Source organism: Pseudomonas sp. PDM01, from assembly GCF_014852325.1.
Classification (GTDB): Bacteria; Pseudomonadota; Gammaproteobacteria; order Pseudomonadales; family Pseudomonadaceae; genus Aquipseudomonas; species Aquipseudomonas migulae.
The window spans coordinates 1-255 of the sequence record NZ_JACVBK010000031.1; the positions used below are offsets into that span (position 1 = coordinate 1).

Genomic DNA, 255 nt, shown 5'->3' on the forward strand with positions numbered 1-255 from the left:
GCCCGGTCACCCTCAGCGGCCTTGACGCGTATGGCGGTGAACTGACCGTCTACGAAAAAAACCTCACCTACGGCACCGACCCGGATGCTCCGGCCCTGACCCAGACCGGCACCTTCAACGTCAACGCGCCGGATGGCCTGCTGACCCTCACCGTGGGCGGCATCGCCGTGGTCACGGCGGGCGTGGCGGCAGGTTTCCCGCAATCGAGCGAGACCGACACCGGCGCGATCTTCACCATCACCGGTTACAACCCGG

At 66.7% G+C, this 255-nt stretch carries 1 protein-coding gene; it reads left to right on the forward strand.

All coding sequences use genetic code 11. The features are described 5' to 3' along the window. On the forward strand, positions 1 to 255 hold a 255-nt coding region (locus IB246_RS28605; RefSeq protein ID WP_192230263.1), incomplete at both ends, for a hypothetical protein.